This is a genomic window from Pseudomonas sp. S2_C03 (assembly GCF_054668405.1).
In genome coordinates, this window is sequence record NZ_CP162766.1 from 5,163,496 (window position 1) to 5,179,348 (window position 15,853).

The following is a 15,853-nucleotide window of genomic DNA, read 5'->3' on the forward strand; positions in this document are numbered from 1 at the left end:
TCGACGTCATCTATCGGCAGATCAGTAATAGCAATTAGACGCGACACATTGTCGCGCTTAGGCTTAACACTGACCAAACCGTTGGTGATGCCCCATGAACGCCAAGCGCCCAACCTGCGCGGCGCCAGCCCTCGAAACGCCCGCGCCCGCCGCCAGCCAGACGTACACCTACAGCGACCTTCAATACACTGAAAATGCCAGTACTGCATTGGCCGAAGAAGTCGCGCTGTCGATCGCCTACAACGGCATCAATCAGGCGGTCATGCTGGTAACCCCGACCGATCTTGAAGATTTCATCGTGGGCTTCAGTGTTGGCAGCGGCATCATCGAAGACCCCTCGGACATCTACGACCTGCAACTCAGTGGCTCGGGGTCGGCGCAGTATGCGCAAGTGACCATCGCCAACCGCGCCTTCTGGAACCTCAAGCAACAGCGTCGACAACTGGCCGGCACCAGCGGTTGCGGGTTGTGTGGCGTAGAAGCAGTAGAGCAGGCGCTGCCCGACCTCAAGGTCATGCCGGGCGCGCCGTTGCCCCCGTTCGAATCGCTCGAGGGCCTGCGCCAGCGCATCGGTGCCTTTCAGCCCTTGGGCCAGTACAGCGGCGCGGTGCATGCAGCCGTGTTCATGGACGCCACCGGCGAATTGCGCCTGGGACGTGAGGACATCGGCCGGCACAACGCCCTCGACAAGCTGATTGGCGGACTGATCCGCCAGAAAATCCCAACGGCAGGCGGCGTGGCCATTGTCACCAGCCGTTGCAGCCTCGAATTGATCCAGAAAGTTTTGCGCGCAGGCATCCAGACCCTGGTCAGCCTGTCATCGCCCACGGGCCTGGCCGTGCAATGGGCCCGTCGCCATAACCTCAATCTTATCCATTTGCCACAGAAGAACGCCCCACGGGTCTACAGCCCGGCGTTGGAGAGCCAAGCGTGAGTCAACACCGTCAAGCCGATCAGACCCCCGTCCCTCGCTACAAACCCTACAAAGGCCCGGCCGGTGGCTGGGGCGCGCTGATCAGCGTGACCCAGGCCTGGCTGACCAGCGACAACGCGCTGAAGAACCTGCGCATGATGCTCAAGACCAACAAGAACGGCGGTTTCGACTGCCCGGGCTGCGCCTGGGGCGATTCGTTGGAAGGCGGCATGGTGATGTTCTGCGAGAACGGCGCCAAGGCGGTGAACTGGGAAGCGACCAAGCGACGCGTGGACAGTAAGTTCTTCGCCAAACACAGCGTTACCGCTCTGCTGGAGCAAAGTGACTACTGGCTTGAGTACCAGGGGCGAATCACCGAGCCTATGAGCTACAACGCAGAGACCGACCGCTATCAGCCGATCAGCTGGGACGATGCCTTCGCGCTGATCGCCAAGCACCTGCGCGGCCTGTCCAGCCCCGATCAGGCCGAGTTTTACACCTCGGGCCGGGCCAGCAACGAAGCGGCGTTCCTCTACCAGTTGTTCGTCCGAGCTTATGGCACCAACAACTTCCCCGACTGCTCGAACATGTGCCACGAAGCCAGCGGTGTCGCGCTGTCACAGAGCGTCGGCGTCGGCAAAGGCACCGTGACCTATGATGACTTCGAGCACGCCGACGCCATTTTCGTCTGGGGCCAGAACCCCGGCACCAACCACCCGCGGATGCTTGAACCACTGCGTGAAGCGGTGAAACGCGGCGCCCAGGTGGTGTGCGTCAATCCACTGAAGGAGCGCGGCCTGGAACGCTTCCAGAACCCGCAAAAGCCGATCGAAATGCTCACCAACGGTGACAAGCCGACCAACACCGCCTACTTCCGTCCAGCACTGGGCGGCGACATGGCGTTGATGCGCGGCATGGCCAAGTTCCTCCTTCAATGGGAACGCGATGCGCAGAAGGCTGGCGCACCGGCCGTGTTCGATCACGACTTTCTCAACGAGCACAGCGTCAACGTGCTGGATTACCTGGCAGTCATCGATGACACCTCGTGGGACCAGATTGTCGAGCAGTCCGGCCTGACCTTGGTCGAGATCGAACAAGCGGCGCGCATGTACGCCAAGGGCAAGAACGTCATCATGTGCTGGGCCATGGGCATCACGCAGCATCGTCACTCGGTGGCCACCATCCAGGAAATCGCCAACCTGATGCTGTTGCGCGGCAACATCGGCAGGCCGGGCGCCGGCCTGTGCCCGGTGCGTGGCCACAGCAACGTGCAGGGTGACCGCACGATGGGCATCAACGAGCGACCTCCGGTGGCGTTCCTTGATGCCCTGGAACGTCGCTTCCAGTTCAAGGTCCCGCGCGAAAACGGCCACAACGTGGTCGAGGCGATTCATGCCATGGCTGAAGGCCGGGCCAAGGTCTTCATCGGTCTGGGGGGTAACTTCGCCCAGGCCACCCCGGACAGCCCCCGCACGTTCAAGGCCCTGAGCAATTGCGACCTGACCGTGCAGATCAGCACCAAGCTCAATCGCAGCCATTTGGCTCACGGCAAAGACGCGCTGATCCTGCCGTGCCTGGGTCGCACCGACATCGATATCCAGACCGAAGGCCCACAAGCGGTCACCGTGGAAGACTCCTTCAGCATGGTGCACGCTTCCAACGGCCAGTTGCAGCCGCTGTCGAACCAGATGCGCTCGGAACCGGCAATCCTGGCCGGTATCGCCGCCGCTACCCTGGGCAACCACCCGGTGGACTGGAACTGGCTGGTGGCCGACTACAGCCGTATTCGCGACCTGATCGCGGATATTCTCCCGAACTTCAAGGGCTTCAACGAGAAGATCAAGAACAAGGGCGGTTTCTATCTGGGCAACACAGCCGGTGCGCGCAAGTGGGCCACCGCCTCGGGTCGGGCCAACTTCCGCGCCAATGTGCTGCCACAGGATCTGGTACACGAACGCACCCGCGCTACGGGTGTGATGCCAGACCTGATCATGCAATCGATGCGCTCCCACGATCAGTACAACACTACGATCTACGGTCTCAACGACCGTTATCGCGGGGTAAAAGGTCAGCGTGATGTGCTGTTCGTCAACGAGGCAGACATCATTCGACTGGGCTTCAAACCTGGACAGAAAGCCGACATCGTCTCGCTCTGGGATGATGGCCGCGAACGTCGGGTCAAAGGGTTTACCTTGCTGGCGTTCGACATCCCCGCAGGGCAAGCGGCCGCGTACTATCCGGAAGTGAACCCCCTGGTGCCACTGGAAAGCATTGGCGATGGCAGCCATACGCCGACGTCGAAGTTCGTGGCGATTCGCCTGGAAGCGGCGAGTGATAATGGGTTGATCATGGCCAGGTCGGCTTGATGTAGCGGCTGTACTGGCCCCATCGCTGTAGGAGCGGGCTTGCCCGCGATGGCGTCAGAATGAACAACATCAATCCCTGAACGATCACTTTCCAAACGCCCACAAAAAAGGCCGTTTTCTCACAAAAACGGCCCTTCCGAAGTAGCTAAAGACCGGCGAAAAAGCATTAAGTTCCGCATAGAAAACAGTAACTTATAGAAATGTGCTGAAGTCGTGTTACTCGTCGGATTTCGATTGTCACACCCCAGACACAGCGTCAGGATCGCGTCGTCATCCCCTTGAGGTTCCTCCATGAAGTTCTCCTCGATTCTCTTGTTGTCCCTTGGCCTGGTTAGTGGCATCGCCTCTGCCGGTGGCACCACCGAAGCAGGTGTGGGCGGCGCATTGGGCGGGGTTCTAGGCTCGGTCGTCGGTCAATCGTTAGGCGGCAACACAGGTTCAACCATTGGCGCGGCCCTGGGTGGCGCGGGTGGTAGCGCCGTCGGCGCAGACAAACGCAGCCGTGGCGAAGCAGCCATTGGCGGTGCGCTGGGCGCGGCAGGCGGTAACGTGGTCGGTCGCAGCCTGGGTGGCAGCACCGGCAGCCTGATCGGCTCTGCCGCAGGCGGTGGCGCCGGTGGCGCGTTGGGTAACTATATGGGCAACAAAAGCGATGACGACGATGACGATCGTCGTGGTGGTCGCTACTACCGTGACGGCCACCATGATCGCGGGCACCACTATGGCCATCGCAAGCACAAGAAGTACTACCGTCACCGTGATTGAGACCGGTTGTGTTTCAGGTCAAAAATCGCAGCCTCAGGGCTGCGATTTTTTTTGCCCGGTTTAAACGACCAAGCGCTCGAGGGCCCCGCGCAACCCGGCAGGAATGGCCACGGGCTGATTCGACGCCCGATCCACAAATACATGCACGAAGCGCCCGGCCGCGCAGGCTTCGTCTTCCCCCGCCTTGAACACCGCCAGCTCGTATTGCACCGAGCTGTTGCCCAGCTTGGCCACGCGCAGACCGATCTCTATCCGGTCGGGGAACGCGATGGAAGCAAAGTAATCGCAGGCCGAACTTACCACGAACCCGACGACTTCACCGTCGTGAATGTCCAGGCCACCGACTTCGATCAGGTAGGTGTTCACCGCAGTGTCGAAAAAGCTGTAGTAAGTCACGTTGTTGACGTGACCGTAGGCATCGTTGTCGTGCCAACGGGTGGTGATGGGTTGGAGGTGGGGGTATTCAGTGCGTAGCGGCATCAATGTGGGTTCCTGAGTGAGTTCGCTAGTCTAAGGCGAAATCGGCGTTATCGTTCATCGTCGGAACGCCGCCCGGAGCAGGCTCGCTGCCACAGTGTTTCGGTGTGTGCAGGCTCGATGTGGGAACGAGCCTGCTCGCGAGGGCGCCACATCAATCACTGCTCGGCAAACCGCTTGCCCGCCGCCGCCAATTCACCTATCAATCGCGCAGGCTGCCAGTGATCGCCCTGCCGGGTTTCCAACGCCAGCAGGCGCGCATGGATGTCCGCCAGGCCCTGCCGATCTGCCCAGGCCATCGGCCCACCCTTGTCCGCCGGGAAGCCGTAGCCATTGAGATACACCAGGTCGATGTCATGGGCAGACGCCGCGACGCCTTCCTGGAGGATCTTTGCCCCTTCGTTCACCAGTGCCAGCAGGCAACGTTCGAGAATCTCCTCAGGCGCGATCTCACGCCGTTGATAGCCCAGGCTTTCGCTGACTTCCAGCGCCAGCGCATCCACCACCACATCGTGCTCGGCCTGACGACTGCCCGCTTCGTAGTGGTAGTAGCCATTGCCGCTTTTCTGGCCAAAACGTCCCATGTCACACAGGCGGTTATCCACCTGTACCTGCGGCGCATCCTGTCCGACACCCGCCAATTCCCGCGCGCGCCATTGCAAATCGATACCGACCACATCGAACATGCGAAACGGCCCCATGGCGAATCCGAAGCCCTGCAATGCGGCGTCGACCTGGTAGGGTAAAGCGCCCTCGAGCAACATCTTGCGGGTCTCCAGCACGTAGGTATTGAGCATGCGGTTGCCAATGAACCCATCGCAGTTACCCGCCACCACACTGACCTTGCCCATGCGCTTGCCCAGCGCCAGCGCGGCCTCCAGCACTGCTGGCGCGGTTTGGGCGCCGCGTACGATTTCCAGCAGTTTCATGATGTGTGCCGGGCTGAAGAAATGCAGGCCCAACACCTGTTGCGGGCGGCGTGTAGCGGCGGCAATCGCATCGATGTCCAACGCCGAGGTATTGCTCGCGAGGATGGCTTCGGGCTTGAGCAGGCCATCGAGCTCACGGAAGATTTTTTGTTTGAGTTCAAGGTTTTCGTAAACCGCTTCGATCACCAGGTCGACGTTGTGAATCGCGATGTAATCGACCGCCGTCTCGATACGGGCAATACGCGCATCCGCCTCGACCTGGTCGATCCGACCCTGCCGAACGTTGTGCGCCAAGGTATCAGCCACGGCGGCCAGTGCCTGCTCGAGCATCTGCGGGTTGTTATCGACCCACTGCACCGGTACCCCGGCGTTGATCAGGCACATGACAATGCCACGGCCCATGGTGCCTGCACCGATGACGGCGGCGCGCTGAATGTTGTATGGCGTCTGGCTCATTTTTTGTTGTTCTCTCGTGTGAAGACAGGACGGCGTAACAGGCACCACCTTAAACGTTTGCGGGATTTATGCGTGTGATGTCAGGTATTCAGCGAATGGATGCCCCTCAACCCACTCCCGCACTTCGCCATAGGGATACGCCTCCAGCGCCGCGAACCCCACAATCGACCGCGCCTTGAGTTTGGTGAACAGTGGCACGCTGATCCCGCACAAGAACCGCGTCATTCGCTCGGCAGAAGGTACGCCACCCGAATGCTGCTGGTGCCTGCGAATAAACTCACCACACAACGCCTCGAAACTCTTTTCCACAAGCGCGGGTAGCTCCGCAGGCTCCGGTAATCGCGCCACTTGCCCATGACACACTGAACAATGCCCACATCGCCGCGGTGCATTTTCATCGCCAAAGTACTCGGCCAGGCGATAGCCCAGGCAGCGATCGGTGGCGAATAACGCCAGCATGGCGTGGATGCGTGAGATTTCGGCGCGCTCGTGCCGAGTGAACCCGGCGTGCAGCTCAGCACTCAGGGCCTGACTGTCGAAGTCGGTTTGCAACAGGCTGTAGACCTCCGTCATCTGCTTGCTTTCAAGCTCGACCCATCCCTTCTCCTGGAAGTAATCCAGCGCCTTGACCACCCGACCGCGCTCGGCGGAAAACTGCTCGTAGAGTGCGTCAAAATTCACTGTGGCCCAGGTTCGAGCGCGGGGTGAGGTCTGGATGATCGCCGCCACGAAGTCCCCGCGCTCACCCTCGAAACGGGCCAGCAGATCTTGCGGCTCAAGCAAATACTTGAAACGGTACTCAGCGTAATAGGCATAACGCGGTGCGATGACTCCACGCAACTCCAACTGCACCAGCAGGGTTTTGAGCGGCAACTGTCGAATGTTGCTCTGGTCGGCCAGTGGACCCAGCAGAAACTCCCACTGCCCTGAAGGCGCGGCGGCCTGCAATTCGTCCAACACGCAACGAATGCCGCTCAGTTCCGGCGTATCGCCATAGACGAAGTTTTCCAACACATTAAGGCTGTCACGATTAGCCAGGACGAGGCAGTCCGACGTCAGCCCATCGCGCCCTGCACGGCCGATTTCCTGGCTGTAGTTTTCAATGGACTTCGGCAGATCGAAATGCACGACGTTGCGGATATCGCTCTTATCGATACCCATGCCAAAGGCAATGGTTGCGACGATGCAATTGGATTGCCCAGCCATGAAGCGCTTTTGAATCGCTTCGCGCTGTTCGTGCGGCAAGCCGGCGTGATACGCCTGGGCTTGAATGCCGTTGCGCTCCAGGTGCTCTGCGACCTGCTCGGCGGTTTTCTGCTGGGTGACGTAGACAATGCTCGGCTGACCGGTGCGTGGTTGCATCCACTCGACCAGGCGTCGGCGCTTGTCCTGACCGCGTACCGGCTCCACCAGCAGATTGAGGTTGGGTCGGTAGAAACCGGTGGTCACCACGTCTGCGGGGGCAATGGCGAACCTGGCCTGCATGTCCGCAATCACCTTGGGCGTTGCGGTGGCAGTGAGCAGCAGCACTTGAGGGATCTTGAACTGGCGTTGATAGTCGGGAAGCTTGAGGTAGTCGGGGCGGAAGTTGTGGCCCCACTCCGAGATACAGTGAGCCTCGTCCACCACCAGTAGCGAGAGCGGCACCTGCTGCAGAAAATGCCGGAAACGCTCGTTCTTCAGCCGCTCCACGGAAATCATCAGGATCTTCAATTCGCCGGATTTGGCGCGGGCCATTACTGAACTGGCATCCTCGCGGCTCTGGGCGGAATCGATGCTGCCGGCCGCGATGCCGTGACGCTGCAGAAACGCCAACTGGTCCTGCATCAATGCCAACAGTGGCGAGACGACCAACGTGAGGTGCGGCAGCAACACGGCCGGCAGTTGGTAACACAGTGATTTGCCGGAACCGGTGGGGAAAATCGCTGCTGCCGAGCGCCCGGCAAGCACTGCGCTCACCGCTGCCTCCTGGCCAGGCCGAAACTGTGGATAACCGAAAACCTGTTCCAGGGTGTTGCGCATGAGCTGCCACTCCTTTGACCGCTGCGATGCCCAAAGCCTAGCCGGGGTCGAGCAAAGGTCAGGGTTGAAAACGATACGGGATGATACCGCGTCCGCCAGACCACGCCTCGGCCACAGGTTGAAACACACGGGGCACTTGGCCTCCATGACGTGCCTACCCCTTCCGCCGTTAAGGTTCAGCTTCCAAAAAACTCAGCGCGCACCGCGCCGTGAACAACCTGATGTCTGCGGATACTTCTTGAAGGAACGATCATGCCTCGCCACCCCTTGTTGCCATTCATCCCTGCACTTGCACTGCCTCTTTTATTGAGCGGGTGCCTGACAAACCCCGCAAAGCCATCCCTCGATACGACCCCTTTCGAAACCATCGAATACAGGGGCCAGCAAGGCCTGGCGGTGGTCAAGGCTTCAAGCCTGTATGCTCGAGGGGGGACCGGGCAGGGCAAGATCGTCGCGCTGGTCGACTCGGGCCTGAACCAGACGTTGACGGAATTCGAGGGCCGAGTCGCCAACCCCGGTCATGACTTCGTCGAGGACCGTCCTGGCACCACCGACCGGGTCGGTCACGGCACCCAGATGGCCGGTATTCTCGCCGCCAACAAGGATGACCAGGGCATGCATGGCGTGGCCTTCAATGCCCAACTGATCCCTTATCGCTTCGGCGACAACAACGAGCCGTTTTTCTTCGACAGCGAGATCGCCAAATCCTGGCGATACGGATTCAATCATGGCGCGTTCATCATCAACAACTCGTGGGCCAATGCCATACCGGCGACAGAGATCAATGAAGCGCGCTACAACCAGGTCATGCCAGAGTCTTTGAAGGTCGCCAGGGACATGGTCGAGGATGGCGCGGTGTTCGTGTTCCCGACCGGTAACGAGCTCAAGCGAGAACCATTGGCCGAACCTGGCTTGCCGCTCGCGCTTCCCGAGCTGGAGAAAGGCTGGATCGCGGTCGTCGCGCTGAAAGCCGACGGCACGGCCATCAGCGCGAAATCCAACTATTGCGGCGTGGCAGCGGCCTGGTGCATCGCGGTTCCCGGGGGAGAGGCCGGTGAACTCGGGCTGTTGACCACCAGCAAAGATGGCAAATACGTACGCACCGCCGGCACCTCACCGGCGACCGCGATGGTCAGCGGCGCGCTGGCGGCCTTGCACAGCCGCTATCCGCAAATGACCGCGCAGCAGGTACGCGAACGTCTGCTGGCCACGGCAAATCGAACGGGCATCTACGCCAACAGCGAGGCCTACGGTCGTGGGTTGATGGATCTTGAGGCGGCCTCGCGCCAGGATCCGCAACCCGTGGTCAATTGAAAGGCGAAAGACGGGTGGCAGGAGCGCTAGGGCACTAACACCGCCACCCGCAATTGCTCATTCAGCGACTGTTCGTGGAGCGCCTGACTCTTGCTCGCCCAGGCAGAGTGGGCCTGGCTGATGTTGCCGGTGAACGCAGCTGCCAACTGACGCAAATCCGCGATGCTTCGCGCACGTGGACAAAACGATTCGCCGTCACAGTTCTGGCTGGCGTGGCGGTAGGTCGTCAGTAACCGGTCCCACAGCCCGTCGCGCACCTGCCGCACGGACTTGAGCCTCAGCATCTGGACACCCAGGCGCTGCTTCAATCCTTGTTCGTCCAGTGCCTCACTGGCCATCAGTGCCTTGCCGAACACCAGCACCTCGGCTCGGGTTGCGGTGTCCCTTTGTGCCTGAGTGGCGAGCGCGTCCGGCCACGACGCACGGTCCATGTTCGCAAGCACCATCGAGGTCGCCGAATCAGCCCCACCCGCCCCACGCCAAACACCTGCCCACAACAACAAAACCGAGGCCATTCTTAGCCACTTCATCCTTGATTCCCTTTAAGTGCGAGCGGACATTAGCGAAATGTCCCACATCATTTGGCGCGCACCATACAGGGGTTTTCGGCTATCCGCCTGACAAACCCGAGGGATATTTCACCTATAGGGGTTTAACTGTGGAAAACCATCAGCCTATGTAGGGCCATTCCGTAAAAACCAGTAAAACCCCCTACGAGCGCTGTCGATTGCGACCGTCTTGCTGCTGGGTGCCTGGCGCTTCATAGTTTTCCTGCGGCCGACAGTGAATCGGCCCACCGGCGAGACTGCCAGACTCTCCAAAGGATTGCTTCGATGAACATGCCTGATGCACGCACTCCCCGCTATCGCCCCCTCAAATCCAGCTACAGCGACACCCCGGTGCTGGTCATCGATAGCGATGCCGACCCCCACGAAATTCTCGATGCCGCCCGCCAACGTATCCGCGCCGCCAGCGACCTGCTCGAAACCCTGTATTGCCTATGCTTCAAACAGGCTGACGCCAGTGACATACCGAACATTGTCAGTGCGTTGTACCTGTTGACCCAGGATGGGAGTGAGCTGCTGGAGATCGCCCGGGAGCGGTTAAACGCACGCAGATAATATCTGTAGAGTAGATTCGCCCGCAGACACGCTAGCCGCTCCAGGCGTCTCGGAGTGCGAAAAGTATCGCCAGATCCAGTCGATTAAAAGGCCCTCCCAATGAACCTTTCCCCCACCCTCCCCGACGACCCAGCCCTGCACCAGCTCATCGAACTCATCCACGAAGAAATAGGCCTGCCCGAGCGCAAATCCATCAGCCTCAGCACGTCGATCAACCTTGAACTCGGCTGCAACGGCGCCGACGCGCAGCATTTGATCGAAGCCCTGGAAGAGCGCTTCGCCATCGACTTCGTGGACTTCGACAGTTATCGCTATTTTCAGCCTGACGGCTACGATGTGCATCTGAAACGAAAAGCCAAAGGGCGCGGTGAGAAGGTGCCATTGACACTCGACATGCTCTACCGGGCGATCAAGGCCGGACGCTGGGACACCGAGGTGCTTGAAGGCGTGTAACGTACCTGTAGTAACGCGCACAAAAAAGCCGCCCCTGAGGGCGGCTTTTCAGTGCGGCATGTCGATCTTACAACTTCGGACCTGCAGCCTTGATGGCGTCGCTCACGTCGAACTTCTTGAAGTTCTCGATGAACAGGCCGGCCAATGCCTTGGCGGCTTCGTCGTAGGCAGCCTTGTCGGCCCAGGTGTTACGCGGGTTCAGCAGGTTAGTCTCAACGCCCGGTACGGCTTTTGGCACGTCGAGGTTGATGGTGTCCAGGTGCTCGGTCTCGGCACCGATCAACGCGCCGCTCTGGATCGCTGCGATCACGCCGCGAGTGGTCGGAATGTTGAAGCGTTTGCCGACGCCGTAGCCACCGCCGGTCCAGCCGGTGTTGACCAGGTAGACCTTGGAGCCGAAACCGTTGATGCGCTTGATCAGCAGCTCAGCGTATTCACCAGCCGGACGCGGGAAGAACGGTGCGCCGAAGCAGGTGGAGAAGGTCGACTTGATGCCGCCGCCCGAACCCATTTCGGTCGAACCGACCAGCGCGGTATAACCGGAAAGGAAGTGGTAGGCCGCCTGCTCGTTGTTCAGGATCGACACTGGCGGCAGTACGCCGGTCAGGTCGCAGGTCAGGAAGATCACAGCGTTCGGCTCGCCACCCAGGTTCGCTTCGGAACGCTTGGCAACGTGCTCCAGCGGGTAGGCTGCGCGGCTGTTCTGGGTCAGGCTGACGTCGGCGTAGTCGGCGTGCTTGGCGTCGTCGATCACGACGTTTTCCAGTACCGCGCCATGCTTGATGGCTTTCCAGATGACTGGCTCGTTCTTCTCGGACAGGTCGATGCACTTGGCGTAGCAGCCGCCTTCCATGTTGAAGACAACGCCTTCACCCCAACCGTGTTCGTCGTCACCGATCAGGTAACGGCTTTCATCGGCCGACAGGGTGGTCTTGCCGGTGCCGGACAGACCGAAGAACAGGGTCACGTCGCCCTCTTCGCCGATGTTGGCCGCGCAGTGCATAGGCAGCACGTCGGCAGCGGGCAGCAGGAAGTTCTGCACGGAGAACATGGCTTTTTTCATTTCACCGGCGTAACGCATGCCAGCAATCAGCACTTTCTTCTGGGCGAAATTGAGGATCACGCAACCATCGGAGTTGGTGCCATCACGCTCAGGCACGCACTCGAAGTTGGCCACGTTGAGGATTTGCCACTCATCACGACCCGCCGGGTTGAACTGCTCGGGGTTGATGAACAGGCAACGACCGAACAGGTTCTGCCAGGCAGTCTGGGTGGTCATCTTCACGGGCAGGTAGTGCTCGGCCGCCGCGCCTACATGAACGTGGGAAACGAAGTGCTCTTGCGCATTGTTGAACGCCTCGACGCGAGCCCACAGGGCATCGAACTTGTCGGCGGGGAACTTGCGGTTGATCGGGCCCCAGGCGATAGCGTCCTGAGTGGACGGCTCTTCAACAATGAAACGATCAACTGGCGAACGGCCGGTACGGTGACCGGTACGAACCACCAGCGCGCCTGTGTCGGCAAGCTCGCCTTCACCGCGGTTCAGGGCTTCTTTAACGAGTTCATCGACACTCAGATCGGTGTACACGGCGTTATTGGCTTGCGTCATGAGGTTCCCCGTCGGCCAGTGGCCGAGTGCTCCAAACGTGTTGTAGTAGAAAGTCGTGCACTACTACCGCGAAAAAAGTGGGCCGGATTATGCCAGAAACGCCCAAAAAAAGTAGGGCCCTCCCGTCGTAACGGCGTTATTCCGGCACAAACCAGTGAATTTACCTGCGCTGAACCGTTTTAGTGACGGGTATCTGACGGCGTCTCAACACCCGCGCCGACGAATAATTGAGCAACGTCGGCGGCATCGAACAGGTAACGCTGGTTGCAGAATTGGCAATCGACCTCGATGTTGCCACCGTGTTCGACGACCAGATCCTGCGCATCTTCAAGACCCAAACTGACCAGCGCATTGGCAGAACGTTCGCGCGAGCAGCTGCAACGGAAGCGCAAACGCTGCGCATCGAACAGGCGAACCTGTTCTTCGTGATACAACCGGTGGAGGACGGTTTCGTTGTCCAGGCTCAGTAGTTCATCGGCGGTCAGGGTAGTGGCCAAGGCCGTGAGGTGCTGCCAACTGGCCGCGCGGTCTTCTTCGTCTTTCAGGCGGTCGGCGGGCAATTGCTGCAGCAGCAGGCCACGGGCGCGACGGCCATCGGCGTAAAGCCAGAAACGCGTACCGACCTGTTGCGACATGACGAAGTAGTTGGTGAAGCACTCGGACAAGGTTTTGCCATCCAGGTCGACAATGCCCTGATAGCGCTGGCCCTGGCGAGGGTCGATAGTCAGCGCCAGAACGCCGTCGGGCATCAAGTCGGCCAGTGTCGCGTCCGGGGCGATCCGGTCCGCCTCGTAACGGGCCAGACCACGGATTTCCCGTTCGCTGGAGCATTCGATCATCAGCAGGGGAATCGGGCCTTCCGAGCGGGCCTGGAGAATCAACAAGCCATCGAACTTCATGGCACCGACCAGCAACGACGCCGCGGCCATCAACTCACCGAGCAGTTGCGCGACCGGTTCCGGATAGGCGTGCTTGGCGAGGACTTCGGCGTAGCTGAGCTCCAACGAAACCAGTTCGCCACGGGTGTCGCTGTCATCGAAGATGAAGCGTTGGGTGTAATCGGTATCCGGTAAATCGGTCATAGGTCTGGGTATCTGAAGTAATGACAAAATGATGACAAAGCATGAAGATTGCGCCCCCCGTAGCACCCTGTCGGTGCGCGGTGTTTCGCCAAGGGAGGCATTTTATGAACAATCCGGGTTTGTTCCAAGCAAGGTGGAACTTGCGCCGGTTGGCGCTCTGCAATCTCGTGCCAGTGGCACTGCTGGCCTTCTGGTTATGGCCTACGGGCCAGATGTTGTGTGTGCTTTTCGACGAGTGGCTGTTTCACCTGCTCAATTCTCCACTGGCCACTAACCCGATATGGCTCCACGTTTGGGCAATTGCAAGTCTGCGACCTTTCGACGCTGTGGTCGGGGTGATTCTGTTGACCTTGCTGATCAAGGGCGATTGGGTGTTCAAGACGGGCGACGTGCGTCAGGCGTTTTTCGGTTTCTTCGGCATTCTGCTGTTGCTGTTGTTCATCCGCATGCTGTTCTCCAAGCTGACCGGCTACATGGGCTGGCAGCACAGCAGCCCGTCGATGATGATCGACAGCGCCGTCCGCATGAGCAACTACTTCCCGGGGCTTGAAGCCCGCTGGGAGTTGAAGGACCGCTCGACCCAGAGCTTCCCGGGCGATCACGCTTCGGTGCTGCTGATCTGGGCACTGTTCATGACCGTTTTCAGCCGCACGGCCTGGCAGACCGTGGTGATCTGGGCCCTTGCGGTGCTGTTCATGATGCCGCGGCTGGTAGCCGGTGCGCATTGGGGCCAGGACGATTACATCGGTGGCGTGTTGATGGCAGTGTGGGCGTTGGGCTGGGGGTATTACACGCCGTTCGCCTATCACGTATCGACGTTTTTGCAGAAGGTCACGGCGCCGCTGTTTGGGTTGCTGGAGAAGCTGCCGCTGGTGTCGCGCATGAGTGTGGTGCGTAGCGGTTGAGTTGAGCGAGTGCTGCGCACTCGATCGCGAGCAAGCTCGCTCCCACATACAAGCGTGCCTCGCTCTTGTGGGAGCGGGATTGCCCGCGAAAGCGGCGGTCCGAACACCACAGAACAACAGGCCTACTCTTCGTTGCTACTCCCGCGAAACTTGAACAAATCGCGCCGCTGCTTCTTGCTCGGCTTGCCATCGGTACTGACACCCAGCGCTCCTGCCTTGCGCATCGCCGCGGCGGCTTCGCGCTTGGCGATACTGGCCTCGGTTTCGGCGTACAGCGCCTGCGCTTCGGGCGCACCACGGCGCACGATCGACAGCGCCTGAACCACAACCGTGCGTTCATCGAAACCGGTACGAATTTCGAACTCATCACCCACCCGCGGCTCCTTGCCCGGCTTGCAGCGCTCGCCTCGCCAATGCACCTTGCCGCTTTCGATCGCGGCCTTGGCCAGTGCACGAGTTTTATAGAAACGCGCCGCCCACAACCATTTATCAAGACGAACCTTGTCGTCCTCTTCGCTTTTTTGTGCCACTTGAATTCCTCTCTCCGCCAATAGTCAGAACTGTACTACCGTTTCTGTCGGGCGCAAGAACTCGGCTCTCCAGATAGACTGTCGACTAAGCCGGACCACGGCATGGAGTGATCGAGTGACCCAATTTCCATCTTCATTGACATCGCCACAGGGCGGTTGCCGGGGCTGCCAGCAAAGCGAGCCCCTGGATTTCGACTTCGCCTTTGCCTACCAACCGATCGTCGACCTCAGGGATCAGTCGATCTTTGCCCATGAAGCCCTGGTGCGCGGCGTTGCCGGAGAAGGTGCGCTGACCGTACTCGAACAGGTCACAGACGCCAATCGCTACCGCTTCGATCAGCTCTGCCGGACGCGCGCCATCGAAGGTGCGGCCGGTATCAACATGCAGACACACTTGTCGATCAACTTCATGCCAAATGCCGTGTACCGTCCTGAACTGTGCATTCGCAGCACCCTGGAAGCGGCGAGAAAACACAATTTTCCGCTTGATCGGCTGATTTTCGAAACCCTGGAAAACGAGCACGTAGATAACTATCGCCATTTGACTAATATTCTGCGTGAATACCGCGAATTCGGCTTCAAGACTGCCATCGACGATTTCGGCGCGGGTCATTCCGGGCTCAACTTGTTGGCTGACTTCCAGCCGGACCTGATCAAGCTCGACATGGCCTTGATCCGCGATGTGGACCGCGACCGCGTTCGACAGGTGATCGTTCGGGGGATTGTCACAATCTGTGCGGAGTTGGACGTTACAGTCGTTGCCGAAGGCATCGAAAGCGCTGGGGAGCGCGACTTCCTGGCGGATTGTGGAATTTATCTGATGCAGGGCTACTGGTTCGCCAGGCCCGCATTCAAAGCGATGGCTCAGGTATCGCCTGACGCCTGGAAGCGTTAACCGTCGGTTTTTCCCT

The 15,853-nt window shown here is 59.9% G+C and carries 15 protein-coding genes; 8 read left to right on the forward strand and 7 right to left on the reverse strand.

The annotated features are described in order from the left end of the window. The first annotated feature begins 94 nt into the window (after positions 1 to 94). The 3 genes from fdhD to AB4N64_RS23765 all read left to right on the forward strand — a co-directional run bounded on the left by fdhD (position 95) and on the right by AB4N64_RS23765 (position 4,044). Positions 95 to 934 carry a formate dehydrogenase accessory sulfurtransferase FdhD gene (gene fdhD / locus AB4N64_RS23755; protein WP_460119054.1) on the forward strand — a complete coding sequence of 280 codons (840 nt, stop codon included), beginning with the start codon at positions 95 to 97 and terminating at the stop codon, positions 932 to 934. Further along, the gene (locus AB4N64_RS23760; RefSeq protein ID WP_460119055.1) at positions 931 to 3,279 is read left to right on the forward strand and encodes an FdhF/YdeP family oxidoreductase; all 2,349 of its coding nucleotides are present in this window, start codon (positions 931 to 933) and stop codon (positions 3,277 to 3,279) included. Before fdhD ends, AB4N64_RS23760 begins: the two co-directional genes overlap by 4 nt. A gap of 291 nt (positions 3,280 to 3,570) precedes the next feature. Then, positions 3,571 to 4,044, forward strand: coding sequence for a glycine zipper domain-containing protein (locus AB4N64_RS23765; RefSeq protein ID WP_460119057.1), 474 nt, complete (start codon positions 3,571 to 3,573; stop codon positions 4,042 to 4,044). Between the two features lie 60 nt (positions 4,045 to 4,104). On the opposite strand, the gene AB4N64_RS23770 is transcribed toward AB4N64_RS23765, so the two are convergent. The 3 genes from AB4N64_RS23770 to AB4N64_RS23780 all read right to left on the reverse strand — a co-directional run bounded on the left by AB4N64_RS23770 (position 4,105) and on the right by AB4N64_RS23780 (position 7,928). Continuing rightward, positions 4,105 to 4,524, reverse strand: coding sequence for an acyl-CoA thioesterase (locus AB4N64_RS23770; protein WP_371051203.1), 420 nt, complete (start codon positions 4,522 to 4,524; stop codon positions 4,105 to 4,107). Between the two features lie 155 nt (positions 4,525 to 4,679). Next, positions 4,680 to 5,906 carry a 3-hydroxyacyl-CoA dehydrogenase gene (locus AB4N64_RS23775; RefSeq protein WP_460119059.1) on the reverse strand — a complete coding sequence of 409 codons (1,227 nt, stop codon included), beginning with the start codon at positions 5,904 to 5,906 and terminating at the stop codon, positions 4,680 to 4,682. A gap of 66 nt (positions 5,907 to 5,972) precedes the next feature. Next, a complete protein-coding gene (locus AB4N64_RS23780; protein WP_460119061.1) occupies positions 5,973 to 7,928 on the reverse strand; it encodes a RecQ family ATP-dependent DNA helicase in 1,956 nt (651 codons plus the stop codon). A 252-nt stretch (positions 7,929 to 8,180) separates the two neighbouring features. On the opposite strand from AB4N64_RS23780, the gene AB4N64_RS23785 reads away from it, so the two are divergent. Further along, positions 8,181 to 9,242 (forward strand): S8 family peptidase, encoded by a 1,062-nt coding sequence (locus AB4N64_RS23785; protein ID WP_460119063.1) that lies wholly within the window; start codon positions 8,181 to 8,183, stop codon positions 9,240 to 9,242. A gap of 26 nt (positions 9,243 to 9,268) precedes the next feature. On the opposite strand, the gene AB4N64_RS23790 is transcribed toward AB4N64_RS23785, so the two are convergent. Further along, positions 9,269 to 9,772 (reverse strand): polysaccharide deacetylase, encoded by a 504-nt coding sequence (locus AB4N64_RS23790; RefSeq protein ID WP_460119065.1) that lies wholly within the window; start codon positions 9,770 to 9,772, stop codon positions 9,269 to 9,271. A 303-nt stretch (positions 9,773 to 10,075) separates the two neighbouring features. Here AB4N64_RS23790 and AB4N64_RS23795 point away from each other — a divergent pair, with 303 nt between their 5' ends. Continuing rightward, a complete protein-coding gene (locus tag AB4N64_RS23795) occupies positions 10,076 to 10,363 on the forward strand; it encodes a hypothetical protein (protein WP_460119067.1) in 288 nt (95 codons plus the stop codon). Between the two features lie 99 nt (positions 10,364 to 10,462). Then, positions 10,463 to 10,816, forward strand: a complete 354-nt coding sequence (locus AB4N64_RS23800) for a DUF1493 family protein (protein WP_460119068.1) — start codon at positions 10,463 to 10,465, stop codon at positions 10,814 to 10,816. A gap of 67 nt (positions 10,817 to 10,883) precedes the next feature. On the opposite strand, the gene AB4N64_RS23805 is transcribed toward AB4N64_RS23800, so the two are convergent. Continuing rightward, complete coding sequence (locus AB4N64_RS23805; RefSeq protein ID WP_460119070.1) at positions 10,884 to 12,425, reverse strand: phosphoenolpyruvate carboxykinase; 1,542 nt, start codon at positions 12,423 to 12,425, stop codon at positions 10,884 to 10,886. Positions 12,426 to 12,604: 179 nt separating this feature from the next. Next, on the reverse strand, positions 12,605 to 13,507 hold the full coding sequence (gene hslO, locus AB4N64_RS23810) for an Hsp33 family molecular chaperone HslO (RefSeq protein WP_460119072.1): 903 nt from the start codon (positions 13,505 to 13,507) through the stop codon (positions 12,605 to 12,607). Between the two features lie 104 nt (positions 13,508 to 13,611). On the opposite strand from hslO, the gene AB4N64_RS23815 reads away from it, so the two are divergent. Beyond that, positions 13,612 to 14,412 (forward strand): phosphatase PAP2 family protein, encoded by an 801-nt coding sequence (locus AB4N64_RS23815; protein ID WP_460119074.1) that lies wholly within the window; start codon positions 13,612 to 13,614, stop codon positions 14,410 to 14,412. A gap of 122 nt (positions 14,413 to 14,534) precedes the next feature. Here AB4N64_RS23815 and AB4N64_RS23820 read toward each other — a convergent pair whose 3' ends face one another. Continuing rightward, on the reverse strand, positions 14,535 to 14,942 hold the full coding sequence (locus tag AB4N64_RS23820; protein WP_460119075.1) for an RNA-binding S4 domain-containing protein: 408 nt from the start codon (positions 14,940 to 14,942) through the stop codon (positions 14,535 to 14,537). A gap of 115 nt (positions 14,943 to 15,057) precedes the next feature. Between AB4N64_RS23820 and rimA the strand changes: the two genes are divergently transcribed. Then, positions 15,058 to 15,837, forward strand: a complete 780-nt coding sequence (rimA, locus tag AB4N64_RS23825; protein WP_460119077.1) for a S6 modification regulatory phosphodiesterase RimA — start codon at positions 15,058 to 15,060, stop codon at positions 15,835 to 15,837. The last annotated feature ends 16 nt before the right edge of the window (positions 15,838 to 15,853 follow it).

Bases quoted from the DNA above. Each gene is read 5' to 3' on its own strand.
- fdhD (WP_460119054.1), top strand. From the start codon at position 95: ATGAACGCCAAGCGCCCAACCTGCGCGGCGCCAGCCCTCGAAACGCCC.
- AB4N64_RS23765 (WP_460119057.1), top strand. From the start codon at position 3,571: ATGAAGTTCTCCTCGATTCTCTTGTTGTCCCTTGGCCTGGTTAGTGGC.
- AB4N64_RS23770 (WP_371051203.1), bottom strand. From the start codon at position 4,524: ATGCCGCTACGCACTGAATACCCCCACCTCCAACCCATCACCACCCGT.
- AB4N64_RS23775 (WP_460119059.1), bottom strand. From the start codon at position 5,906: ATGAGCCAGACGCCATACAACATTCAGCGCGCCGCCGTCATCGGTGCA.
- AB4N64_RS23780 (WP_460119061.1), bottom strand. From the start codon at position 7,928: ATGCGCAACACCCTGGAACAGGTTTTCGGTTATCCACAGTTTCGGCCT.
- AB4N64_RS23785 (WP_460119063.1), top strand. From the start codon at position 8,181: ATGCCTCGCCACCCCTTGTTGCCATTCATCCCTGCACTTGCACTGCCT.
- AB4N64_RS23790 (WP_460119065.1), bottom strand. From the start codon at position 9,772: ATGAAGTGGCTAAGAATGGCCTCGGTTTTGTTGTTGTGGGCAGGTGTT.
- AB4N64_RS23795 (WP_460119067.1), top strand. From the start codon at position 10,076: ATGAACATGCCTGATGCACGCACTCCCCGCTATCGCCCCCTCAAATCC.
- AB4N64_RS23800 (WP_460119068.1), top strand. From the start codon at position 10,463: ATGAACCTTTCCCCCACCCTCCCCGACGACCCAGCCCTGCACCAGCTC.
- AB4N64_RS23805 (WP_460119070.1), bottom strand. From the start codon at position 12,425: ATGACGCAAGCCAATAACGCCGTGTACACCGATCTGAGTGTCGATGAA.
- hslO (WP_460119072.1), bottom strand. From the start codon at position 13,507: ATGACCGATTTACCGGATACCGATTACACCCAACGCTTCATCTTCGAT.
- AB4N64_RS23815 (WP_460119074.1), top strand. From the start codon at position 13,612: ATGAACAATCCGGGTTTGTTCCAAGCAAGGTGGAACTTGCGCCGGTTG.